Source organism: Hyphomicrobium sp. 01T421 (assembly GCF_056398805.1).
Genome location: NZ_JBFTQC010000001.1, coordinates 349277 through 372742 on the forward strand (window position 1 = coordinate 349277; position 23466 = coordinate 372742).

21 protein-coding genes are annotated in these 23466 nt (G+C 57.7%); 5 read left to right on the forward strand and 16 right to left on the reverse strand.

The window, feature by feature from the left end; all coding sequences use genetic code 11:
* Positions 1-500: 500 nt before the first annotated feature.
* The 9 genes from AC1DK3_RS01685 to AC1DK3_RS01725 form a co-directional block, all read right to left on the reverse strand.
* A complete protein-coding gene (locus AC1DK3_RS01685; RefSeq protein ID WP_477190566.1) occupies positions 501-1898 on the reverse strand; it encodes an FAD/NAD(P)-binding protein in 1398 nt (465 codons plus the stop codon).
* Positions 1895-3067: an FMNH2-dependent alkanesulfonate monooxygenase gene (gene ssuD, locus AC1DK3_RS01690; protein WP_477190567.1), complete on the reverse strand. Its 1173-nt coding sequence runs from the start codon at positions 3065-3067 to the stop codon at positions 1895-1897. The genes AC1DK3_RS01685 and ssuD overlap by 4 nt, the downstream gene beginning before the upstream one ends.
* A gap of 49 nt (positions 3068-3116) precedes the next feature.
* Entirely contained in the window at positions 3117-4352 is a 1236-nt protein-coding gene (locus tag AC1DK3_RS01695) for an aminomethyl transferase family protein (RefSeq protein ID WP_477190568.1), read from the reverse strand.
* A gap of 50 nt (positions 4353-4402) precedes the next feature.
* The gene (locus AC1DK3_RS01700; RefSeq protein ID WP_477190569.1) at positions 4403-5914 is read right to left on the reverse strand and encodes an APC family permease; all 1512 of its coding nucleotides are present in this window, start codon (positions 5912-5914) and stop codon (positions 4403-4405) included.
* A gap of 71 nt (positions 5915-5985) precedes the next feature.
* A complete protein-coding gene (locus AC1DK3_RS01705; protein WP_477190570.1) occupies positions 5986-7242 on the reverse strand; it encodes an SfnB family sulfur acquisition oxidoreductase in 1257 nt (418 codons plus the stop codon).
* Positions 7243-7312: 70 nt separating this feature from the next.
* Positions 7313-8428, reverse strand: a complete 1116-nt coding sequence (sfnG, locus tag AC1DK3_RS01710) for a dimethylsulfone monooxygenase SfnG (protein ID WP_477190571.1) — start codon at positions 8426-8428, stop codon at positions 7313-7315.
* Positions 8429-8460: 32 nt separating this feature from the next.
* Positions 8461-9039 carry an FMN reductase gene (gene msuE / locus AC1DK3_RS01715; protein WP_477190572.1) on the reverse strand — a complete coding sequence of 193 codons (579 nt, stop codon included), beginning with the start codon at positions 9037-9039 and terminating at the stop codon, positions 8461-8463.
* Positions 9040-9217: 178 nt separating this feature from the next.
* Positions 9218-10243, reverse strand: coding sequence for a helix-turn-helix transcriptional regulator (locus tag AC1DK3_RS01720; protein WP_477190573.1), 1026 nt, complete (start codon positions 10241-10243; stop codon positions 9218-9220).
* A gap of 183 nt (positions 10244-10426) precedes the next feature.
* On the reverse strand, positions 10427-11200 hold the full coding sequence (locus AC1DK3_RS01725) for a carbon-nitrogen hydrolase family protein (protein WP_477190574.1): 774 nt from the start codon (positions 11198-11200) through the stop codon (positions 10427-10429).
* Positions 11201-11433: 233 nt separating this feature from the next.
* Here AC1DK3_RS01725 and ssuE point away from each other — a divergent pair, with 233 nt between their 5' ends.
* The gene (gene ssuE / locus AC1DK3_RS01730) at positions 11434-11976 is read left to right on the forward strand and encodes an NADPH-dependent FMN reductase (protein ID WP_477190575.1); all 543 of its coding nucleotides are present in this window, start codon (positions 11434-11436) and stop codon (positions 11974-11976) included.
* Between the two features lie 133 nt (positions 11977-12109).
* On the opposite strand, the gene AC1DK3_RS01735 is transcribed toward ssuE, so the two are convergent.
* The 4 genes from AC1DK3_RS01735 to AC1DK3_RS01750 all read right to left on the reverse strand — a co-directional run bounded on the left by AC1DK3_RS01735 (position 12110) and on the right by AC1DK3_RS01750 (position 16272).
* On the reverse strand, positions 12110-13426 hold the full coding sequence (locus AC1DK3_RS01735; protein WP_477190576.1) for an NtaA/DmoA family FMN-dependent monooxygenase: 1317 nt from the start codon (positions 13424-13426) through the stop codon (positions 12110-12112).
* A 146-nt stretch (positions 13427-13572) separates the two neighbouring features.
* Positions 13573-14385: an ATP-binding cassette domain-containing protein gene (locus AC1DK3_RS01740; RefSeq protein ID WP_477190577.1), complete on the reverse strand. Its 813-nt coding sequence runs from the start codon at positions 14383-14385 to the stop codon at positions 13573-13575.
* The gene (locus AC1DK3_RS01745; RefSeq protein WP_477190578.1) at positions 14385-15200 is read right to left on the reverse strand and encodes an ABC transporter permease; all 816 of its coding nucleotides are present in this window, start codon (positions 15198-15200) and stop codon (positions 14385-14387) included. The genes AC1DK3_RS01740 and AC1DK3_RS01745 overlap by 1 nt, the downstream gene beginning before the upstream one ends.
* Before the next feature lies 1 nt (position 15201).
* Positions 15202-16272, reverse strand: a complete 1071-nt coding sequence (locus tag AC1DK3_RS01750; RefSeq protein ID WP_477190579.1) for a putative urea ABC transporter substrate-binding protein — start codon at positions 16270-16272, stop codon at positions 15202-15204.
* A 39-nt stretch (positions 16273-16311) separates the two neighbouring features.
* On the opposite strand from AC1DK3_RS01750, the gene AC1DK3_RS01755 reads away from it, so the two are divergent.
* Complete coding sequence (locus AC1DK3_RS01755) at positions 16312-16446, forward strand: hypothetical protein (RefSeq protein WP_477190580.1); 135 nt, start codon at positions 16312-16314, stop codon at positions 16444-16446.
* Positions 16447-16620: 174 nt separating this feature from the next.
* Here the strand turns inward: AC1DK3_RS01755 and AC1DK3_RS01760 are convergent, their stop codons facing one another.
* From AC1DK3_RS01760 to AC1DK3_RS01770, 3 genes are all read right to left on the reverse strand, one after another.
* Positions 16621-17604, reverse strand: coding sequence for a helix-turn-helix domain-containing protein (locus tag AC1DK3_RS01760; RefSeq protein ID WP_477190581.1), 984 nt, complete (start codon positions 17602-17604; stop codon positions 16621-16623).
* Positions 17605-17846: 242 nt separating this feature from the next.
* Entirely contained in the window at positions 17847-19298 is a 1452-nt protein-coding gene (locus tag AC1DK3_RS01765) for an aldehyde dehydrogenase family protein (protein WP_477190582.1), read from the reverse strand.
* 435 nt (positions 19299-19733) lie between these two features.
* Entirely contained in the window at positions 19734-20009 is a 276-nt protein-coding gene (locus AC1DK3_RS01770) for a hypothetical protein (protein WP_477190583.1), read from the reverse strand.
* Between the two features lie 319 nt (positions 20010-20328).
* On the opposite strand from AC1DK3_RS01770, the gene AC1DK3_RS01775 reads away from it, so the two are divergent.
* The 3 genes from AC1DK3_RS01775 to cysC all read left to right on the forward strand — a co-directional run bounded on the left by AC1DK3_RS01775 (position 20329) and on the right by cysC (position 23432).
* The gene (locus AC1DK3_RS01775; protein WP_477190584.1) at positions 20329-21645 is read left to right on the forward strand and encodes an NRAMP family divalent metal transporter; all 1317 of its coding nucleotides are present in this window, start codon (positions 20329-20331) and stop codon (positions 21643-21645) included.
* A 176-nt stretch (positions 21646-21821) separates the two neighbouring features.
* Positions 21822-22538, forward strand: coding sequence for a sulfotransferase family 2 domain-containing protein (locus AC1DK3_RS01780; RefSeq protein WP_477190585.1), 717 nt, complete (start codon positions 21822-21824; stop codon positions 22536-22538).
* Between the two features lie 216 nt (positions 22539-22754).
* A complete protein-coding gene (cysC, locus tag AC1DK3_RS01785; RefSeq protein ID WP_477190586.1) occupies positions 22755-23432 on the forward strand; it encodes an adenylyl-sulfate kinase in 678 nt (225 codons plus the stop codon).
* The last annotated feature ends 34 nt before the right edge of the window (positions 23433-23466 follow it).

Consider the following 23466-nt stretch of genomic DNA (forward strand, 5'->3'; position numbering starts at 1 on the left):
ATGGAGCGCATAAGCAAGCCGGCTGGCATTATCTTCAAACGGGATGCGAAATCGTTCTCCTCAGTTTGATCGCGCTTCCCTGGAGGCCGGGCAAGCATTGTCACTCGATCGGTGCGATGTTTTCTTGGTCTGCGAGGTTCACGACTCTTGTTCCCTTAAGGCGTGTACGCAATATCAGTTTTTCTTCCCTCGCGTGCACGAACTTTGGCTGGGCTTTCAACCCCAGCCATTTTTTTGGGGGAGCCCATTGCGAACCGATGGCCTTCGCGGTCACTCAAGTTCCACCCTACGCGAAATGCCGATCGATTCCGGGAACCGCTCGTCATGGCTGACGACGAGCAGGCGCCGTCATATGCACGCAAACCAGCTTCTACCGCTTCGATACACTGTAGGTCGAGGTGGATTGTCGGCTCGTCAAGTATTTTCTTTCGGTTCATGGGGCGAAGCGCGTCAAGACGTAGTTTGAACGAAAATCACATGAGCGGCGTCATCTGGAATGCTCATGCGTATTCGCGCACGGCTTCGAACACATTATTGGCAACGCGCGCAGCAAACTCTGCGATTTGCGGCATTCCCATCAGTTCGCCGACCGCTGCGCGAGCAAGAGGACCGGCTATCCAAAGCGTCTCATCCGCACGGCCTTGGATATTTAAGCTGCGCCCCTGAGCGTCGCACGCGATTCCGAGTCCAAGAGGATCCGCGCATAAGAAGCCATCGTCCGACAAACCCTTCAAAAATTGTTGAGTTGAAAGGATCGTCCCATGGTTGGGGCCGGTCGCAAGGATAATACGATCGACGGTGCGAGCGAGCCTCCGCTGTGATTTCGAAATGCGGAGCACGACGTCCAGTTCGCTGGCCGAGGCTTCTAGATTCTCTATCGAGGCAGCAACAAATTGCAGAACACCCGCATCGACGCGCTTCTGAATGATGGCTTCCGGTTGGGGCGCGATGCGGAAACGGTGAACATCCCAAAAGACCCGGAGATGGCGAACGATCCGGCGTCGTTCGGAAACCGGCAACGCGGGCCAAAAACGAGGGGCCTGAACGCGTAGCGAATCGATGACAGCCTGCCACGGTATGTCTTGAGCGGCGGCACGGCTGACGGTCTCCCGTACTCGCCGCAATAGCTCGGAGGCACTTTGCGGTAAGGGATTGGAAAAATCGCCAAAAGGATCCCGTGCGGTCTTGGCGTRCGTCTTCGAGCGAAGGCCGCGGCGGGAGATCGCTGTTATTTTTCCGTAGTGTCCTTGAGCGTCGAGGGTGGCCACGATATCGGCCATTGTTAGCCCTGTGCCGACGATCAGCAGACGTTCGTTCGTCTTGACGCCTGCGAGCGCCTGAGGGGCCGTAGCATCGGCGATCAATCTCGGGTCGTTTTCAAGTGTGCTCAAGAGAGGCGAGGGAAGGCGCGGTTCGGGATGCGTGGTGGCGATGACCACAAAGTCCGCATGCACCGAGGTATTGGCGCTTTGCACCGTCCAGCGGCGTCCCTGCTTCTTGATCTGAGTGACGGCTTCGCGGACGTGCTCAGCTGCTCCCGCCTCGAGGAATGGACGAAGTTGTTCGTTCACGTAGCGTCCGAAAACCGATCGCCGGGGAAACGCCGATCCGTCGCCGGCGATAGCGTCCGGATCATCTAAAATCGCCCCCGTCTCGTTGATCCAGCGTAAAAAGTGTCCCTCATCTCCAGGAATGAGGCTCATTTTGGCGGCCGGCACGTTGATGCGGTGGTTGGGGTCACTCCCACCGTACGCGAGACCCGCGCCGAGAAGAGCGCGTGGCTCGAAGATGATGATCTTGATCGGTCCGCCAAGCCCCGCCAGATGATACGCAACGGCCGCGCCGCTAAAGCCACCGCCGACAATGGCGACGGTCGGCCGCCGCACTTCCGCGTTCATGATTGGCCCACGCGTACGGCTGGTCGATGATCACCGGCTATCGTTTCGCCGAACGGTCCCGTGTTCAAAGAGAGGCCGGCACGTTTTGTTTGATGGCGAAGCGGCAGCTTCGGTAACAAGAGCTCTGCAACACGATAAGCTTCTTCGAGATGCGGATAACCGGAGAGGATGAAGCTATCGACGCCGAGGCGCCGATATTCATCAATTCGTTCAGCGACCGTATCGGGATCGCCGACGAGGGCCGTGCCGGCGCCGCCACGGACAAGCCCGACGCCCGCCCATAGATTTGGACTGACCTCGAGCTTTCCGCGGCTCCCGCCGTGCAACTGCCGCATCCGCTGTTGGCCGACCGAGTCCATGCGCGCAAACACTTTCTGCGCCGCTTCAATCGTATCGTCATCGAGATATTGAATGAGAGACTCCGCTGCCTCCCAAGCTTCCTTGTTGGTCTCACGAACGATGACGTGCAGGCGGATACCAAACGTAACCTCGCGGCCTTGCGCCTTCGCGAGTTTTCGAACGGTTTCGATTTTCTCTGCGACGCTGGCTGGCGGCTCGCCCCAGGTCAGATATTTGTCGATGCTGGTCGCAGCCACGTTGTTGGCCGCTTCCGACGAGCCACCGAAGTAAAGCGGCGGGTAGGGGCTTTGAACCGGCGGGAACAGAAGGCGCGCATCCTCGGCGTGAATGTGCTTGCCGTGATAGTCCACCGTCTCGCCCGAAAGAATCCGCTTGTAGACGTCGAGGAATTCTCGCGTGATCTCGTAGCGTTCTTCGTGGCTGGCAAACAATCCGTCGCCTTTGTTTTCTAACGGGTCGCCGCCTGTGACGACGTTGATCATCAGTCGACCATTCGAGATGCGGTCGAGCGTCGCCGTCATACGCGCGGCAAACGCGGGCGGCTGCAATCCTGGTCTGACCGCAACGAGGAAGCGCAAATTCTGGGTGAGCGGCGCCAATGCGGCCGCCACGATCCAGCTGTCTTCGCAGCTTCTGCCGGTTGGCAGAAGCACGCCGTAGAAGCCGAGGGTGTCGGCCGCGTGTGCGACTTGCTGCAAGTATGGCAAGTCCACCGCGCGGCCGCCGACGGTCGTACCGAGATACCGGCTGTCGCCGTGCGTCGGCAAAAACCAAAGGACGTCGATTTTCTCCGGTGCACGGCTTGTCAAGTCGATCTCCTAATATGCTTGAGTGTCACTGTTGGCTTAGCGGCGGTCGTTATGAATGAACCGCTTCTGGCTTGCGCGACTTGGCTGGCGTTTTGTGAGCGCCGCTCGTCCGTTCGGGGATGTCGACGACAAGTCCGCGAGGGATTTTCTTCTCCTTATCATAGAGGGGGAGCTGCGCGAGGACGGCTGAATGCGTTTTGTCGTCGCGACTCAAGACCTCGACTTTCGTTCCGTCGGCAAGCGGTTGATCGAGCCGCACGATTGCGATGCCGGCATTCAAAAACGGAGAGAACGCGGCGGCGGTGACGAAGCCGATCTTCTTGCCGTCGATCGTTACCGGTCCTTCGCGCACCGGTTCGCCGCCGTCGCTAATGAGCCCGATCAGGCGCGATTCCTTCTTTGCGGCAGCGAGCGCCGCTTTGCCGATGAAGTCGTCCTTCGAAAGATCGACGAATGCCCCGAGGCCCGCTTCGAACGGCGTCATCGTATCATCCATATCCGACCCGTTGTTGAGAATGCCCCCTTCGATGCGGCGGACTTCCATCGAGTCGAGACCGCAAACTTCGAGACCGAACGGTTTGCCGGCTTCGAGCACCGCGTTCCAAAGCGCCGGCCCGTCGTAGTTGGGTTCGCTGGGCAGCGTGTAGAATTCAAAGCCCGCCTCGTTCGTCCAGCCCGTGCGGGAGATGATGATATCCTGCCCCTTCACGCGCGCACGGCGAACAGAGAAATACTTGAAGTCGGCGGGCAGACCGCCCTCGATCAAGTTGTTCAAGACATCCAATGACGCCGGCCCCTGAACCTGAGAAACCCAGGAATTGGGATCGGAGATTTCGACGTCGAGTCCCTGAGCATGCGCGATGAGCCACGAGTAAACGGGGCCATCGGCCTGAACGTACCAGAAGGTATCCGGCGCGAGCCGAAGAAGAACGCCGTCGCAGAGAATGGTTCCGTTGGGATAGGCGAGGAGCGCGTAGCCGGCGCGCCCCGGTTTCAGGTTCGAGATGTTGCGCGTGAAGACTTTATTGCAAAGCTTCTCGGCGCCCGGCCCCGAGATTTGGATCGGGCGTTCGCCGGTGTCGAACAGTCCAGCCTTTTGCTTGAGGACCCAGTAGCCCTCCTCGCGCGAGATCTTCTGGCTAACCGGCATCAGCCGGTTGTTATAGACGCAGTACTTAGCCCCGTTCGCGATGTGGAACGCGGAATAAGGTCCGCGATTGGTACCGTAGTCCCACCCACCTTCATTATCGGCGGTGACGACCAAGCGTGCTGTATTGAGAGACATGTTTGTCGTGTCCTGATTAGTTTTTTTGACGAGGTGGCGCTAGCGCGCTGTTAAGCGATGCGGAGATCTTTCTTCGCTTGTTCAGGCCACTCGCCCTTGTCGACGATGTAGTGGCGATAGATGAAGACAAGCACGATGAGGCCGAGGGCGCCCGCTCCGTAGAACAGCGCGTAAGGCACGAACGTATTTGCTCCGATCAAAACTACCACGATGTTGAAGACGACAAGCACCGGCCCGACGTAGTTCACGAGGAAATCCGGCGCACGGAAATGACGGCCGCGCTCGGGATATTGTTTCCGCAGCAGTTTGACGGCGATCAGATCCATCGAAAGGCTTGTGAGGTAGCAAACCGCGCCGGCAGCGAGCACGAACAACGGCGATCCGAGCAACATCAGAAGCGTATTCACGGCGACATCGGCCCACATTCCAGCAACAGGTGCACGGTGCTTGTTGAGCTTTGAGAGGAATTTCGGAAAAACGCCGTCAAGGGAGGCTTGGTAGAGCGCGCGTGAACTCGATGCCATCAGCGTGCCGACTGAGAGAATGAGCGCAAGCGTCAGAACGATTGTTACGATGTAGGCCGAGTGGCCGCCAAAAGACCTCGTCGCGAGTTCAGCAACCGCTTGCTGCGTATATCCTGCAACGAAATCCGGCTGAGTGAGTACCGTGAGGCCGAGCACACCGAGGAACGTGAAGGGCAGAAGAACGTACAAAATAAGAGAGACAAAGCCCGTCGACAAAATTGATCGGATATTGTCCCTGCCCGGGTCCTTGAGTTCACTCACGTACGCAATAGCGACCTCGGCGCCGTACGTGCTCCAGCCCGCCACCAGGAAGCCGCCCGCCAGCGCGGTGATGCCTGCAGCGCCGAACCAGTCGATGCCGTCTTTCAATTGGAACGGCTGGAAACTGGCATAGTTGATGGTTCCGTTGAAAAGCGGGGCGATGGCGATGAAGGCGAGCGGAAGAAGCGCAAGAAGTGCGATGACGAATTGCGTACGCGCGGCACGTAGTATGCCCGTGTGCTGAACCGCAAAGACCAAAAGCAGGATGGCTATGCCGGTGATGATCGTTGCGTTGAGCTGAAAGACGATTCCCGGCAAGACTGACGAAAGGTCAAGAAGTGTGATCGAGAACGACGCGAAAGCCGTGTCCTTGAAAAATCCCGATACGATGTAGCTGCCGGCGAGTGAAGCCAACACCGAGAGCGACGTCGAGTCTCCGAACCAATAGCCACCCATGTTGATCGGGGCGAAGACCTTGCCATATTTGATCCACGCCACCGAACCGTAAACCGACCCGCCTCCGGTCTTATTTGGGAAAACGCCAGCAAGTTCGGCGAAGATGATGCATTGAACGAACCCGATGATCGCCGAAATGGTCCAGACCGCGACCGACGCCGTTCCAAGCGTATCGGCCATCGCGCCGATTGAGAACAGAACCCACGGCGCAGCGCCCGCAGAAATCCAGAACACGTTTTTCCAGGTGATGACGCGACGCATGGACGAGGCAGGTGTTTCCTCTCCGGTAGCGTCGGCAACGTCGACGGTGGTGACAGACATTTGCTTATTCCGCTTTCAAGAAGGCAGGTTGAGAATTCGATGATGTTGGCGAATGGTGAGAGAGTTCTGCCTCAGCTCCAGGCGTGAAGTGGTGGGTTCACGCCATTGAGGAAGTAGTTTCCGAGGATCGCGTACTTCCAGCGAACCGGATCGTGCAGGGTATGCGTCCTCGCGTTGCGCCAGTGGCGATCGAGATTGTGCTCCGCGAGCGTTGAGCGCGTGCCCGCCAGTTCGAACAGCTTGTTCGTTGCGGCAATCGCAATCTCGGTGCTGAGCACCTTTGCTTCTGCAACTGCGATCTGGGCGCGAGCGACGGTTTCAGCTGTGGCATCGACCACCGCCTCGTCGACAGCTTGACCGGCTTTCTCGAGGAGCGCCTGGGCGGCATGCAAGCGAAGCTTAAGATCTCCGACCGCCTGGATCGTATAGGGGTCCTGCCAAGCATGCTCGACACCGCTGTCGACCCACGCGCGCGCTTTGGTCCGGACAAACTCGATGGTGTCGTCGATTGCCGCCTTTGCGATGCCGTTGTCGACCGCGACCTGGATGATCTGGAATATTGCGCCGTCCGCTGTCGGTCGCTCATAGCCCTTATAACCGGGGACGAGATGCGTCTTCGGGACGCGAACATTATCGAGGGTGACCGTGCCGCTCAGCGTCGTGCGCTGGCCGAAAGCCGACCAGTCGTCGATAACGGTCAATCCCGGCGCGTCACGCTCCGCGATGGCGTACCAGGCGCGGCCCTGATCGTCCAAAGCGACGATCGGAACGAGATGGGCCAGCAGGGCGCCGGACGAATAGAATTTCCGTCCTTGGACGATGACGTGGTCGCCGGCGTCCGTGAATTTCGTCTCGAAGTCGACGGCCCGTTTGGAACCAAACTCCGAGAATGCGTTGCCGAAGCGGAAGCCGCGGAGCGCCAAGCCGAATAGCAGGCGCTGCTGGGCTTCGTCGGAAACAGTGCGGATCGCCGCAAGTACCCCGAGATGGTTTTGGGGAATCTGTCCGATCGAGGGATCAGCCGCCGAAATGATCTCGATGACTTTTCCAAGTGTGACGTACGAAACCTCGGGGCCTCCGAATTTTTTCGGCACGTTGATGGACCAGAGGCCGCTCTGCGAGAAGGCATCGAGCTCCTGCACGGGCCAGCGGCGCATACGGTCACGTTCCGACGCGCCTACGGCGAATGCCTTGGCAAGCTCTGTCGCGATCTCGATGGCTTCGCGATCGGACTTGATGACGTGTGCATCTTTTTGCGGATGCGGAAGTCCGGGAACGGCTTCGTGCTTGGCTTTGACTGGCTTGGGAGTTTCGAGCGTAATTGTCATGGTGCGGATCCTGAAAGAGTTGAGTCGACGGCGCCGGAAAAGCGCGTGGATGTTCGTGTGGCCGCGCTGCTTATTCGGCTGCATCGGCCAACGGGCGAGCGGCCTCTAACTCCCGTACGAGCGGTATGACGTGCCGGCCGAAGTATTCGAGCTCTTCTTGGAAGTGCAGAAATCCGAGAAGGATGAGATCGGCGCCGGCTTCCTTCAGCGCGATGATGCGCTCGGCGATTTGCTGCGGTGTTCCTATGAGATTGGAGCGGAAACCGTCGTTGTACTGGACCAAATCCTCGAACGTGGATTTGGCCCAGTTGCCTTCCCCTTCGGGCGATGAGCTGCCTGCGTTCTTCACTTCATGGCCGAAAGCTTTGACTGCGTCTGGGTCGGCCTGTGCGATGATTTCAGCTAATACGCTGCGGGCTTCGCTCTCCGTTTCGCGCGCAATGGCAAATGCATTGACGCCAACCTTCACCGAGTGGCCGTTAGCCGCTGCCTTCGCGCGGATATCGTCGACCTGCTTCCGTATCTCTTCCGGCGTGTTGCCGTTGGTGAAGTACCAGTCCGACACGCGCGAGGCCATGTCGCGCGCGGCCCGCGATGATCCGCCTTGGAATATCTCCGGCTGCGGATCGATCGGCTTCGGCTTCAGATTGAAGTTGTTGAAGCGATAGAAGTCGCCGCGAAACGTGAAGTTCTCTTCCGACCAAATTCCGCGCAGCGCCCGGATGAATTCTTCCGATCGCCTGTATCGCTCGTCGTGATCGAGCCAAGGCTCGCCGATGGCCGCAAACTCTCCGCGAAACCATCCGCTGACGACGTTGACCGCAATGCGGCCGCCGTAGAGATTGTTGATCGTCGCGATCTGCTTGGCAGCGACCGCCGGATTCCATGGGCCGGGAAGAAGTGCGGCGATCACCTTCAGCTTCTTCGTTTCGGACAACAGCGCCTGGCTGAACGTTACGGGTTCGTGCTGAAACTCCGCACCATACCCGGCGGTGAATCGGATCTGGCTCAAGGCATATTCGAAGCCGCTTTGCTCTGCGATTTGCGCGAGCTTGCGATTGTAGTCGAAATCCCAACTCGTCCTTTGCTCGACCTTGCTGATCACAAGCCCGCCCGACACGTTGGGAACCCAGTAGGCGAATTTTACCGGGTCGGCCGAAGGTGCGGTGGTCGCCGAATTTGTCATCGAGGATCTCCTGAAATTTATTGGGCTGACGCTTAGGCGACTGCGGCTGCTGATTGTGCGTCGAGGGGTTCGGGGCGGGAGCGCGTCAGCTGGGTCAATGCCTCGGTGACGACGCGTTCGATGCGCTCGTGAATGGCGGCGCTGCTAATGGCGTAGTTCGAAAAGTCGCCTTCGACCGCGTAGACTGAAGTCGGCAGAGTGAGGGCATTCAAGAAGCCGAACAGCGGGCGAAGTTGATGCTCGATCACGAGGCCATGCAGCGGACTGCCGCCAGTCGCGGCGAGCGCAACCGGCTTGCTGCCGAAACGCCGGTGATCGACCAGATCGAAAACGTGCTTCAAGGCCCCTGTATAAGAGGCCCGATAGACCGGAGTGCCAACCACGAGCAGGTCGGCGCCCTCGATCAGATCCAAGAAGTGCCGCGCGTCCTTGCCGATGTCTGCCGGCGAAGTAGCGGCAAACAGAGCGGGCGCGGAGTCCGACAGCCTTAGAAGTTTCGTCTTATGCCCGCTGCGGTCGGCGATGGCTTTCAAGATGGCGTCGACGAGCACGGTCGTGCGCGAGGGATTTGATAGACTTCCTGATATTCCGACAATCGATAGAGTGGTCATGCTGCGTCCCGGTCTTGCGCGAGATTGCACTCGCGCGTTCAGATGAATTCCGGGACGATTTAGGATTGTCGCTTTTTCAAGAGCAATAGTGCCGAATGGCACTATTGGCAATTTCTCCAGTAATTACGGCTTATACGAATATTCGCTATGCTTTTCAGCCGGTAAATCCGGCATAAAACTAGACTTGCGGTTTGGAGAGCAAGCCCAAGAGTTCGCGCTCGGAGTTGACCGCAAACTTGCGGTAGAGCCGCTGCTTGTAGTTCTTGACGGTGCCCTTGGCGATCCCGAGCTCTATGGCGATCTGGCCCGACGATTTCGTCAATTTGATCAGCGCCAGAACATCACCTTCAAGCTTCGTAAGCGGGGCGATTGCAAGGCCGTCTGAGGAGCCGAGGGTCTCGGTGTGCTGACGAACAGGACGCCAATTCAGCACGTAAATATGGCCTTCCGGCGCGATGGAGAAGTCATCCGGAAGCCGCGCAACCTTGAGGCCCATGGTTTCCGAAATCTCGATATCGCCTCGGTCGATCGTGCGAATATCATTGCGAATATCGACAAGACGCGGCTCTCGATCCTCAGCTTCGCGCCAGCTGGCACTGCGGTAGACGACCTGACCGTGGTGGTCCGTGAGCAAAAGGGGAGGCGCTGTTGCTTTGTCCGCGCCGGGTGACAATTCACATAATTTGCCGAAGGACCGCGCGAGATGCGCGAAATGAAGACCCTCCAATGCCGGAAAGATCCTCTTTATATGAGCCGCCAATTCGGCCGAGAATTTCCGATCGGAGCTTTCGAGAAATAGTGCGATGCACGTTTTCCCGGGCGATGGAAATACAATTCCGATTTCGTCGGCTATTTTGGCCCGTCCTTGAAATACGCTCGTATATAGACGGGTCTCCGCGGTATCGCTTATCGCTTCCTCCGAAGTCACCAGCCCCTTGCGCCGTGTCGAGCGCCAGAAGCGGCCAAACGGATCTACGTGATGGTAAGTCGCTTTGTACTCGTCGACGATAAAATCAGGATGTCCTGTCGTGCAGAGTACATCCGTCGAGTCCGCATTCCCGTAGCGAACCGCAAACCCATATTCGTGCGTGATCCCCGATCCGAGAAGCCGGAGCATGTTCGCGTAGAACGCAGGAGTGCCAGCCGATTTTGCAGCGCTGCCGAGCTTGACGTACCAATTGGCGTCATTGAGGACTTCAGACATTATCGGCACATCTGTGGTGAGAACATCGGCAAACGCCAACGCGTCGCGCCTCGTCTCAGATGGCAGAGTCCGTGGGCGACAGACGTCCGGCGACTAGACACGAGCGTGCGCGGCTTCCCAAATAAGAAATTCAGGAAACCTTATCTCCGATTTTGGCCGCGCTGTTGGTGCCGGAAGCCGGTTCTACCGCGGAAAGGGAAGCTGTAAGTCTTCGATCTGCGTCGAGAAGAGGTCGCCCGGGCTCTTATCCGGCAGTTGTGCGAGCAGCAATGCCTCCCCACGAGGCCCCGCTCTCGCCAAATCGATCCCATCAGGCCCGGTGATGCCGCTCAGTCCGGTGTACTCGAGATCTCCTTCACACCCGCAGAGGTTCGCGTAAGCCACAAACACGCCATTCTCGAGCGCGCGGGCGCGAATGAACGTCGTTGGAACCTGAAAATAGGGAGCCATGTTCGCTGTAGGAACGATGATGATATCTGCTCCGCGCCGCTTCAGTTCGCGCGCCATCTCGGGGAACTCGATGTCGTAGCAGATCGCCATGCCGACAACGCGATCTCCAAGGCGAGCGACGATCAGTTCGTTGCCGGGAGCGAAGAGTTTCTTTTCGTCGGAGCCGAACAGGTGGATTTTTCGATAGACGGCCGCGAGATTGCCTTGCGCATCGAATAACGCGGAAGAGTTGAAAAGTTCGTCGCCGCTTATCTCGGGAAAGCCCACGGCAATAGCGCAAGATTCTTTGCGTGCGATCTCTCCGATTGATCTGAGAGATGGACCGTCTCTTGTCTCAGCAAGTTCTCGTAGACGCGAGCCGACGTTGTACCCAGTCAAAAACAATTCCGGCAGAACGAGGAGATCCGCCTTCCATGACGCAGCCGTCCGGGCACTCGCGCGAATGGTCTCGATGTTTTTCGCTTTGTCTCCAGGGTTGGAGCTTGTTTGGCAAACCGCGATTCGCATTGGGCCCGGGTCTCTTGCAGGTATTTTAGTCGGATTTCGGCGCGCCTAATTCTGTACGAGATCTCGCGCGCTGAAGTCCAAGTTTCTTGATAAACGTTCGCGAGTTCAAGTGTCGACTTGGCTGGCATGCGCTGAACCGCAAGACCTTATGCGTTCAGCCGCAAGATCTGCTTAAGGCAACATTTATCGTCGTATGAGACAACAGCCCAACCCAGCAAGTTTGCGAGATTTCGATGCCAACCGTCCTTGTCGTATCGTCGAGCCCTTCCGAGAAGTCGAAAACCGCGGCCTTGGCGGAGTATGTGACAGACCATTTGTCGTCGATCGCTATAGATGCTCGGCACCTGCGATTGCGAGATTTGCCGCCGGCAGCGCTCGTTCGGGCCGATACGAGCGATCCTGCTATTGCTGAGGCCGCGGCGCTCCTCAAAGTCGCCGACGGCGTCGTGTTGGTGACGCCAACTTATAAGGCGTCTTACTCTGGCCTATTGAAGGTATTTCTCGATCTGCTTCCCCAATACGCGCTCTCCGGCAAAGCCATCCTTCCATTGGCGACGGGCGGAACTTTAGCGCATGCGCTCATGCTTGATTACGCTTTGCGGCCTGTCCTTCATTCGCTCGGCGCGCGTCACTGCGTTCAGGGCCACTTTGTCATCGAAAGCGTGATTGATCCGGCTTCCCCAGAGCTGATCACGGACCAACGTTATGCCGAAATGCTGGGGCAGGTGATCCGTCAATTCGATGACGCGCTAAATTACGCCGAGAAAGCGGCTTGATAGCCGCTGTCTCGATAATGCGTTCTTGAAGTATAGCAGACCGTGTCGCGAGAGCGGCGGAGGGTTGAAGCTTTTCCCTCCGCCATTGAATGCCCAGGCCCTGAACGCAACGAGTCTCGGAACGCAACAAGGCTCAGAACGCGACAAGATTCTCTTTGAGCGTCTTCCCTGTGTATTCGGTGCGAACCAGGCCCTTGCGCTGGAGGGCGGGCACGAGCCCGTCGCACACCTCTATGACCGTGCGGCGGTTCGTGGATTGTACGGGCGTCGTAATGAGAAACCCGTCACCGCCGACTTGCGCCATGGTGTCAGCCATCTTATCCGCGACCTGCTCTGGCGTGCCGATGAGTTCTACCGAAGCGACAATGCCACCGGAGGCTTCGACGACAAGCTGACGGAGGGTTTTGTTCGATCCCCACTGTTGGAACATGTCGAGTGAGCCTTGCTCGCCGTTCGTGCGGAGCTTCTCAGGTAACGGCTTATCGAGCTCGTACTTCTTGAAGTCGATATCGGTAATCGCGGATATGAGGGCCAAGCACTGTTCCAGGAATACGGGATCGGAAGACTTGCGCTTGGCCTTGGCCAACGCTTCTTCTTCCGTCTCGGCGAGCACGGGGGCGATCAGGAAGAGCACCTTGATGTCGTCCGGGTTACGTCCGTGAGCTTTGGCGCGCGCCCGTACGTCGTCCCGGTATTCCTTCATTTTCTCGATGCCTGGTGCAACCGCGACGATGGCATTCGCATGCTTCGCAGCAAAGTCGCGACCCTTGGGCGAGCCACCGGCTTGTACGAGTGCCGGCACTCCCTGTGGTGACCGCACCGTGTTGAGCGGCCCCCGGGACTTGAAAAACTTGCCTTCGAAGTTGACCGTGTGAACTTTTTTGAAATCGGCATAGGTGCCGGTCGCGCGATCGCGAACGACCGCATCGGGCTCCCACGAATTCCAGAGTTTATAACAAACGTCCATATACTCATCCGCCATTTCGTAGCGAAGCTCGCGTGGCGGGAGGGCATCCATTCCGAAATTCTGCGCGGCGGCGTTCTCCGCCGACGTGACGATGTTCCAGCCGAAGCGGCCGCCGGCAATGCTGTCGACGGTCGACGCGAGACGGGCCAGCAAAAACGGAGGATATGACAACGTCGACATGGTTGCGACGACGCCGATATGCCTCGTTGCTGCGCTGATCATTGCCGCAAGAGGGACGGGGTCATGCTTGGGGGAAAAACCAAGTGCATGCTTCAGAGAGATCTCGGCCGTCCCACCGTAGGATTCTGAAATCGCGAGCTTGTCTTCGAACATGATGTAGTCGAAGCACGCACGCTCCAGCGACTGCGCCATTTCAAGGTAGAACTTGCCGTCCCAAGGTGCGCCGCCATTGGAGAATGGTCCGTTCCACTCATCGGACGTGAAGTTCGTGAACCAGCCAAGATGGAAGGGCTTTGCAGGCATTTATCAGTATCTCCCTTGCGACGCGGCCGTCGAATAGCTCGCCTCTGTATCGAGCAGGATTAGAGCTACTGGCGGATCGTCCCAATGAGATTCTGCGCACTCTACGCTAATCGACAAAAGATCATTCTCGCTTCAGAAAATGCGCGCTAGTTTCGCCCGCGCTGAAGCATGTCGACTACGGAAGGACTCTTTGTGTTGCGCTCCCACGACGCGAGCGACTGACTCCGTTCCTTGTCCGTTTGGCCCCTCAAATCAACATCGCGAACGAGCGTCGCACCAAACGCTTCCGGTGCCTGAGGATCACGTCGGACTTTACCGAATTCGATGACGCGCGTGCCCAGTGAAAAGCCTTCGTGCAAATCGTGGGTGACCATGAATACGGTCATGCCCCGGTCTTTCCAAAGTTCCAGCATCAACGAGTGAATTTGAGTTTTGGTCGGAGGATCGAGCGCACCGAAGGCTTCGTCAAGAAGCAGAATCTTGGGTTGGCAGAGGAGAGCTTGCGCGATTGCCAAACGCTGCTGCATGCCACCGGATAATTGAGCGGGATAGTGGTTCAGGACATGGCCGAGGCCAACGCGAGCCAAGATTTCGATTGCGGCGTTTCGAGCGCGACCACGTTTGCCACTAAAGAGATGTCCGCTGAACTTCGCCTCGGCGAGTTCCACCCCGAGCATCGCATTGCCGAGAACCGTCAGGTGAGGGAAGACGGAATACCGCTGGAATACGATGCCGCGGTCCCTCGCTGGTTCCGACGCGATCTTGACTCCATCGATGAGAATTTCGCCGCGAGTAATAGGCTCCATCGAAAGGACGAGACGGAGGAAAGTCGTCTTCCCGCAACCCGATGGTCCGACGAGTACGCAAAACTCTCCGCTCTGGATCTCGAAGTCCAACCGCTCCAGCACGGTGACGTCGCCGTATTCCTTCCAGACGCTCTTGATCGATATTTGGCTCATCAGGTCGATGCCTTTGCCCACGGGAATAGTCGGGCGCTTAGAGCCCGAAGTCCCAAATCCATCAGGAATGCGAGGGTCGCAATCCACGCGACGTAGGGAATGATGATGTCCATTGCCAGATATCTTCGGACGAGAAAAATGCGGTAGCCAAGACCGTCCGTCGATGCGATCGCTTCCGCGGCGATCAAGAAAAGCCACGCCGGCCCGATCGAAAATCGAAGCCCATCAATCACACGCGGAAGCATTTGCGGCAGAACGATCCGCACGATGATTTGAAACGTCGATGCTCCCATGGTTTGAGCCTTCACCAACAGCTCGTATGGCATCTGCTCAATGCGCAATGCCAACTCGCGAATGAGATATGGCGCCACGCCCAAGATGATGAGGGAAATCTTGGAAAGCTCGTCGAGCCCTAAGGCGATGAATAGGATGGGGAGAAGGGCAAGGGGCGGCACCAATGACAGCGCGGCGACGAATGGATTGGCCAGAGCGGCGGCGTAGGGGATGAGCCCCAAAGCCATGCCGAAGACGATCGCAATCGCGAACGAAGAGCCCAATCCCCAAGCGAGTCTCTTCAGGCTGGAAAGGGTGTCGGCCCAAAACAGATAGTTGCCGGTGCGGACGTCTGGGGTGAAGGCAAGTTGGCCGATTGCCGCCCACATCGAGCCGAAGGAAGGCAGGAGCTTGTCATTGGGATTTTCGTGCAGTCGTATGTCCGAGCAGATGACATACAGGATGATGACCGCGCCGAATGGCACCAACCCGAGAAAGCGTGCGATCCTCGGGTTGGGCCTTTTGTTTATGATGCGAGTCAACTCACAACTTTCCTTCTGCAGCCATCGCTGTGAAGGTCGTGTTGAAGCGGAACTTGATGTTGTTCGCGTCGCCGATTGTCGACCCATCCGGGAATTGGATTCCGACGACGTCCTTTGACTTTGCGTTTTGACCCAGCAGTCCGTGATCGAATGAGAAGGTGCGGACCAGATCCATCGTCTTCTTCAAGGAAGYGGAGTCCTGGAACTTGAGTGAATCCGCCGGCGTGTTGAACATGTAGGTCATGGCAAGCTGCGCCTTGAATCCCGCGGCGTCCGTGCCAGACGCCGTCGCCATTGAGGCGATGGCCTTTTCCGCTTCCGGCGTGCCGGAGTTCATCAAAGCCAACATTTCATACCAGGCGCCTGTCAGTGCTTTGCCGAGAGCGGGATTGTCTTTCAGCGTTTCTGAGTTGACGGTCATGACGTCCATGATCTCGCCAGGAATCTGGGAGCTATCGAACACGGAAGTAGAACCGGGCACTTTCTTGATGTCGCTCAGCATCGGGTTCCAGCTCACGATGTTCTGAATGTCGCTCGAGCTGGTGAATGCAGATACCGAGTCGCTTTCGGATGTGTTGACGGTGGTCACATCGCGCTCTGTCAGGCCGACGCTGTTCAGCGCGCGGGCAAGCAAATAATGCGAAACGGAGAACTCGACGAGATTGACTTTCTGTCCCTTGATGTCGGCAACGGATTTTCCGGTTTTCATAACCATGCCATCGTTGCCGTTCGAGTAATCACCCATGATGAGGATGGTCGTGTCGACGCCGCCCGCAGCCGGGATCGTCAGCGTGTCCATGGTAGCCATGGCGCATCCGTCAAACTTGCCGGCTGTGTATTGGTTGATGGACTCGATGTAGTCGTTGAGTTGGACGAGTTCGATGGTGATGCTGTACTTGTCCGCCCACTTCTTCAAAATGCCTTGGTCTTTTAGATAGCCCCATGGCATCCACCCGGCGTAGATCGACCATGCGACCCGAAAATGATCCTTCTTTTCGGCCCGCGCGGGCGTCAAAGAGAAGGCCAAGCATGCAGTGAGAGCGATGACCGTCGTGATGAAGCGCTTGTGCATCGATGTTTCCTGGGTTGCTTCAATCGAGAATTGATACACATGTCCAGCAAGCCGCCGGCGATGCCGAACAGCCAAGGTGGCTCGGGTGTTTGGGAAGTCGTGGTGTGCTTTGTCCGATTGGCGAGACCGTCGTCTCAGGTGCCGGTCGACTTGGCTGACACGATAGCAGTCTGACCGGCGTCAACTTGCGAATGAGTGCACAAACCATTGCGCGATAGTGCACCGCAGAGTTTTGAATTTGCCAAACGAACGTCCCAGCCGGCATGCCACATGAGAATGAGCGCGTGGCATCGGCAAGCTCGCGAACCGATTGCGGCCGAGCAATCAATCGGACGGCTTTTTGCGGTGCTAAGGGATGATCGGTGAGCACTTGTTCAGCGTATCTCGTTCCGCGGTCGCGCGCATTTCTCGAGGCGTCATTCCATAACGAGATTTGAAGTGCCGGCTGAATTGAGCTTGATCGCTGAAGCCCCACCGGTATGCGATCTCGCTTATGCGTTCCCGTCGATTTGTTTCCGACAGTTGCGCCCGGCAAGCCTCCAGCCGCATGTCCCTGATCCAATGCGCGATCGAGGTCCCGCTGCCTTGAAAAAGCGTGTGCAGGTAGCGCACCGAGATATTGCAGGCACCCGCAATCATCTCGAGCGAAAGATTGGGATTGCCGATGTTTTGCTTTACGAAACGCTCGACGCGGCTTAGGTGCGCGCGTTGCACCGAAGATTGTGAGCTATTCACCGCACGATTGTGAGACTCGATCGCGAGGACCAGAAGCTCGATGAAAGTATTGCCGACCCCTTCCGCCGAGCGGTCATCCGAAAATCCGAACCGGTGAGGTACTTGCTGCACCATGTCGAACAAGAGGCCGCCGACGCCGGAATCCCCATCGAATAATCTCCCGTAGAAGGGGTCGAGGGATCGGATGTGCCTTTTGACGGATGCCAGCGGTATCTTGAGCACCCAAATTTCGTTGCTGTCGGTTTGCAGAAAGTCCGAAGGTTCTCGGCCCTTTTCGATAAAGAACTGCTTCTTCGGGCATTGAAGCCGAATGCCGTCTTGCTCGAAGCAGACGTCGGAATGCGAAGAGAAGGAAACCAGAATATTCTCTTCGTGATCGCTTTGGACGTGGCCGACTCTTCTAATGTAACGGACCGCATCTGTGCGCATCCACGTCAGCGACGCGGTTCCAAGATCCCAATTTCGCAGGATTGCGTTGAAGCTGTCTGGATGCCGAAACGAGGCTTCGAACGGCAAGATAATTTGGGATACGGCTTCCTGCCATGTCCGGGCTCGTTGCGGCAGAGGCGTGGTTTGGACCGAAAATTCGCGATACATCCGTCCCCTTGCGAAATGCGCTTCGAGGGGAGGCGCTGCAACATCGATGCCAGATTGGGAAACGTCAGGAATACGGCGTGAACCGGGGCCATTTCTGACGTGACTCCGCTACGTCAGTAGAAGCTCATCTCTTCGACTGCTCGAAATTTTGGCGGATCGCGAGAATTTCGCGCGTTCGCAACCTACGCCGCACGCGCGTCGCACAGTCGGCAAAGTGTGGGCGGCGCGCGTGAATTTTATCGCTAAGCGTCTTCGAGGGAAAAATCGTAGTCGGAAACGATTTTTGACTCGAGGAATTCTTCAATCCCCCAGATGCCGCCCTCGCGCGCGCGCCCGGATTGCTTCATGCCGCCGAAAAAGGATCCGGCCCCGCGAGACTTTCCGTTCATCTCCACCATTCCAGCCTTCAACTTGAGCGCAAGACGGTTCGCCCTTAACGCGTCGCCGGTTTGCACATAGTCGGTAAGGCCATAAGGCGTATCGTTAGCGACGCGGACGGCCTCATCCTCGGTATCGAACGGGATCATTGCCATCACGGGGCCGAAAATCTCCTCGCGTTCGATCGTCATGCCGGGCTTAACATCGGCGAAGATTGTGGGTTTGACGAAGTAACCCGGATTGAAGCCCTCCGGCCGGCCTAGGCCTCCACAGACCAGCCTTGCACCTTCGTCCAATCCTTTCTGGATGTATCCCTGGACTTGATCCCATTGCCGCTTGTTGACCAGCGGTCCTATGTGGGGCCCGTGTTCGTCGGCGTGACCGACTTTGATCGACGCCGCAGTCGCAACAGCTTTTTCGATCGCCTGCGCATACACGCTGCGTTCGACGAGCATTCGCGAAGGCGCGTTGCAGGATTGGCCGCAATTTTCCATCATCCGGCGCACGCTGCGCGCAACGGCTTGCTCGTCCGCGTCGGCGAAAACGAGATTCGCGCCTTTGCCACCAAGTTCGAGGGCGACGCGCTTGAGCGTTTCGGCCGCGGCTCGAGTAATCGCCTTGCCGGCTCGCGTCGACCCGGTGAAAGAGATCATCTCGACGTCTGGGTGGGTCGAAAGTTGGGTGCCAACGCCCTCACCGTCCCCGTTGACTAGATTGAAGACGCCAGCCGGAACGCCCGCATCATGGCAAAACTCGGCGAAGAGCATCGCATTGAGCGGCGCTTCTTCGGACGGTTTCAAAACGCAACAGCAACCGGCCAACATCGCCGGGATTGCTTTCAGCGCGATTTGGTTGACCGGCCAATTCCAAGGCGTAATGAGACCGACGACACCAATCGGTTCCAGCGTCACCGCAACTCGGCGCGCGTGGGGGCCGAGGGGCCTGATCCATTCGATCTTATCGAATGCCTTGAGGAAATTGCCGGTGTGCCACGGCAAGCAGGGTGCTTGGTCAGACAGGGCGAAATCGATCGGCGCCCCCATCTCCATCGCAATGACGGAAGCATACTCGGCAAGCCGTGCTTCGTACTGATCGAGAATGCGCGACACAATTCGCGCGCGCTCGCTTGGAGGTGTCGCGGCCCAGGCGGGCAATGCCGCCTTTGCCGCCGCAACAGCCGAGTTTGTGTCTTCCTGCGAGCCAAGCGAGATGACCGCGCACGGTTCCTCTGTTGAGGGATTGATGACCTCGAAGTCGCGAGGACGCGAGGGAGAGCACCAGGATCCGTTGATGTAAAATTCCCGCCTGATGATCATGAAGTCCGCTCTCCGATTGAAATCCGGTCTGACCGGCAGCGCATTGCGCAACCGTTCGCATTCCGCGTTCATCGACGGACGCCGAAGGATCGTCAACCGAAATTGCGCAACGCACCCTCGCGCTCGACGGCGAGGAGGCTGCGGACAAGAGCTTCAGTAAGGGGAAATGGCATTGGCTCCAGCGGGCGGGTCACAGACCGCACGCGCTGCGATTTCGTCAAATCGCTTTGGTTCGGCGCAGGCGGCGTTGGCCAGACCATGTTAGTCAGACCATGATGGGCAACCATTAGGCAGCGGCCTGCCTTGAGATCGATCCATTCCGGGTAAGAAGAAGAGGTAGCAACGACTGCCTCCCGTCCTTTGTCAAAAGATGCGAGGCACTGCACGAAACCAAATTCATCGCGCGGTCATTTCAGCGGACCGGTGAGGCCCGGTTCATTCGCCGGCGCAAGCCTGATAGCGATGCCACATGCGTCGCGATCCGGTATCCAACGCTGCTTCCCGGTAATGCTCGCAACCTCCCGGCCCCATCGTTGCGCGACGTGAATGCACAACTTTACCGAACTCCGGATGTGTCGCAGCCCAGATATCGGCAGGTCCAGGGTTGCCGTCCGCCAAGCCCAAATAGTTCGCGTTAGCGATTGGTGCAGCAACGGCGAGGAGCGCAAGAGAACCGACCGCGGCAGCGATATGTTTTGAAGCGATGTTCATGGGTAAACTCCACTGAACTTGCAGCGCACGCGCCCCGGCGCTGCATCCGAGGCCACCCTGGAGTAAGAAATGTGGATGGAGCTGAGCCCGCAAATAGACTTCTCGAACTAGCCAGTTGGTACTTAATATTTGGCTCGAAACCGCGTGTCTGGATGTTGTCTTGACGGGGCGCCCCGCGTCGAACATTCACCACAGCGCGCCGTTGCGGTAGAAGTGGCACGCAAATCGCGGCTTGAAGCGGTCAGCACGCAAATGATTTTTGCCGGCCTCTTAAGCTGGCGGTATCGAATTCAAATCCTCCGCAGGAAGGGGTTCGGCTATGTCTACGGATCCGAACGCGACTGAAACGACTGCTGATATCAGTCCTCCCAATGGTGTCGCGACTGCGGCGCCCCCATCGGTCGGGTTCTTCGCGAGATTGGGACCCGGGTTGGTCACCGGTGCCGCCGATGATGATCCGAGCGGCATCGCGACCTACAGCCAGGTCGGAGCGCAATTCGGCTACGGCCTCGCATGGACCATGTTGTTCAGCTTTCCACTGATGACCGCCATCCAGGCAATCGCCGCACGGATCGGCTGCGTAACCGGTCACGGCATCGCGTATAATTTGCGACGGCACTATTCGCCGTGGCTGCTCCGCGGCGTTGTCTTTCTCTTGCTCGTGGCGAACGTGATCAATCTCGGTGCCGATCTTGGCGCCATGGGTGCTGCATTAGGTTTGCTGATCGGGGGCCAGGAACGCGTCTACACCGTGCTGTTCGGCATCGTGTGCATTCTACTCGAGACGTTCATGAGTTATGCACGGTACGCTGCCGTGCTCAAATGGGCGACGCTCTGCTTGTTCACGTATGTGGGCGTCGCTTTCACGGCACATGTGCCCTGGGGAACGGCCCTCTTCGGAACGTTTGTTCCGCATTTCGAATTTGATGGTCCCCATGCCATGGCCCTCGTCGCTGTTCTCGGCACGACGATCAGCCCATATCTGTTTTTCTGGCAGGCGGGACAGGAAGTGGAAGAGCTGCATCGGCGTCACGTCAAGCCCCTGTGCGTCACGCCGCGAGATGCGGGTCCGGAGCTTTCGCGCATTCGCATCGACACGATGGTTGGAATGGGCGTGTCGAACCTCATCGCCCTGTTTATCATCTTCGCAACGGCGGCGACGTTGAACGCGAGCGGCGTGACCGATATCCAAACCTCTGCGCAAGCCGCGGAAGCACTGCGCCCTGCGGCGGGCGTATTCACGTTCGCACTCTTCGCGATCGGGATCATTTCCACAGGCATGCTGGCCGTACCGGTGCTTGCTGGTTCGGCCGCTTACGGGGTGAGCGAGCTTTTCTCCTGGAGGCAAGGTCTGAATTACAAGTTACAGGAAGCCAAGGCGTTCTATGCGACGATAGCGGTCGCGACGCTCGGTGGGGTGTTGCTGAATTTCACGTCCATCGATCCCATCAAGGCGCTGTACTGGAGCGCAGTGGTCAATGGAATACTGGCAGCGCCGCTCATGGCCGTGATGATGGTGATGGCGATGAACCCTCACATCATGGGGCGGCTAACGCTTCCGCGCCCGCTGCTCGTAATCGGCTGGATCGCAACCATCGCAATGGCGCTGGCAACACTTGGGTTCCTGTTGATCTGACGCCGCATCGAAACAGCGGGGCGTGCCCCTGCGCTCGGCGGCGGCAATTTTCACCTCATCCTCGAACAACCCCGTGGATGAGGGAAAATAAGTACATTATCATCACGCGAGTCATGCGATTGCCGTCTCAAAAGCGGAACCGCTTCGCGCCACTTCACAAGCACTCAGGGTTGGAAATGATCGTCTCGCACCGTCACAAGTTCATTTTTGTCAAAACGGGCAAGACGGGCGGCTCAAGCGTGGAGATGCAGCTTTCCCTTTTCTGCGGACCTGAAGACATCGTCACGCCAGGCATGGAAGCGAAGGATCCGAAATACGCGCAATTTTTGGAATCTCGCAGGCCGCGCAATTTGCGAATCCCGCTCCACCGGGCTGCCTATGTGTCTCTGCCGATCCCGCCGTTCGTTCCGCTGGAAAAGCATCATCGTCCCCGCGTGACCTTCTATGATCACATGCCGGCGTTCCGGATTCGGCGCGGGTTGCCGAAAAAAATCTGGAACGAGTATTTCAAGTTCACGGTCGTGCGTAACCCCTACGACCGGGCGATAAGCCAGTATTTCTGGAACAACCGGAAAACGTCGGATCACACCAAGGAGCGGGTCAACGACTATATTCTCAACAAGATCCCGCCAGTCATGCTGACCAACTGGTTCATGTATGCTTCGGGGCAAAATGTGCTCCTCGACCACTTCATTCGTTACGAAGAACTTGAATCCGGTCTCCGCGCGACCCTTGATCGATTGGGCATCCAGGAGCCACTCGCGCTCCCCGACGCCAAAGCAGGGCTGCGCCCGCGCACGGCGAGCCATCGGGATTACCTAAACTCGGCTGCGCGTGCCTATGTCGAGAAGCACGCCAAGGCTGAACTCGACTACTTTGGATATGAATGGTGAGGCGTTAGCTGCTTTCTGGAAAATGCTTCCGGTCGGGTCTAACGCATATGTCACCTTCTGCGCCCCGCCAGCAGGTAGGAATAATTTTCCATATTCCCCAACAAATATTGTGGCCAATCTGTCATAAGCACCGAAATATCCGATTTCCCGGCGCTCACATACTTCGCGACGACCCATTTGCAGTTAGCCTGTCCCTAAAAGCACTAGGGGAGACCGATGCCGAGAGCGCAATCTCAAATTCTAGAAGTTGAAGCGCCCCAACGCCCCTCGCACAAAGCGGGTGACTTACAGTGGCAGGATTCTGCCATCACCAAGGTGCACCGCTCCGATCTGAAGGCACAACGGGCGTGTTGCATTTGGTTCACCGGCCTATCGGGAGCGGGCAAGACCACTCTGGCAAACCTTCTTGATGAGTCGCTCTATGCATCCGGCCGCCATACGTTCGTGCTGGATGGAGATTGTTGCCGCAACGGCCTCTGCAACGATCTCGATTTCTCGTCTGAAGACCGGATGGAGAATGTCCGTAGAATCTCCGAAGTTGCGAAGCTGATGGTTGACGCGGGACTGATCGTGATCGTCTCGCTGATCTCGCCGCTCATCGAGCAGAGGCAAAAGGCAAGAGAGCTTTTTGATCAGGACGAATTCATAGAAGTCTATGTCGATACACCTTTGGCAACCTGCGAAAAGCGGGACGCGAAGGGTCTGTATAAGAAGGCGCGTCAAGGCCTCATCCCGAACTTCACGGGCGTTTCGTCCGCATACGAACCACCGAAAACTCCGGAAATTGTTCTGAACAGCTCGAGCTGCCCGGACGAGCTTGTGGACCGGATACTACGGTTTTTGGGCGAGCGCTCCGAATGCGCGGCGCAGGTAAGTGCTTCCCGCTCCACGTAACGGCGCGCGAAGGGCAACGACGCCCATTCCTCCG